This is a genomic window from Vibrio sp. 378 (genome assembly GCF_033339435.1).
This window is the reverse complement of record NZ_JAWOUO010000644.1, coordinates 1-659: the sequence shown is the minus strand read 5'-3', so window position 1 is coordinate 659 and position 659 is coordinate 1. Positions and strand designations below refer to the sequence as shown.

Below are 659 nucleotides of genomic sequence, written 5' to 3'. Positions count from 1 at the left end.
AATCAAATCTCCTATAAGCCTATGATTTGTCGGCTTAACATATGGAGCAATTTGTTTACAACAGGTATGATTATTTTTTTGACTTTAGTTCCATTGGTGGCATGAAAATACTGATATGTGATGACTCGGCGGTTGCTCGTAAGCTTATCGCTCGAACCATCGTACAAGATACCTCATTGCACCTTATCGAAGCCCAAGACGGGAATGAGGCGCTGAAAATCTTAGCCGAACAAAATATTGACGTTTTGTTCCTCGATTTAACGATGCCCATTATGGACGGTTTCGAGGTTCTTGAGTCTTTACCCGTAAGCCATTATCCAACTCAGATCGTGATCGTGTCGGGTGATGTACAACAAGAAGCAAAGCAGCGCTGCCTAGAGTTAGGGGCAATGGATTTTATCGCAAAGCCGTTGTCAGAAGAACAAGTCATCCCGCTGTACGAGCGTCTTGGGTTGCATTATGCACAGCGAACATCAATGGAGCTTAATTCTGCACAAAGCCAAGAAGAGCTTTCATCCCTTGCCAAGTTTCGTGAAATTGCCAACATTGCGCTAGGCAAAGGGGCGGCCATTATGGCTGATCACTTGCATGAGTTTATCCAGTTGCCAGTTCCGCATGTCGGGCCATTGGCCTATGGTGAATTGCATATGACGCTGGTG

The 659-nt window shown here is 45.2% G+C and carries 1 protein-coding gene; it reads left to right on the top strand.

Annotated features, from left to right (window positions below):
• Positions 1-101: 101 nt before the first annotated feature.
• Positions 102-659 (top strand): response regulator (locus tag R7Q48_RS28035; RefSeq protein ID WP_318133580.1); only part of this gene is annotated, 558 nt, incomplete at its 3' end.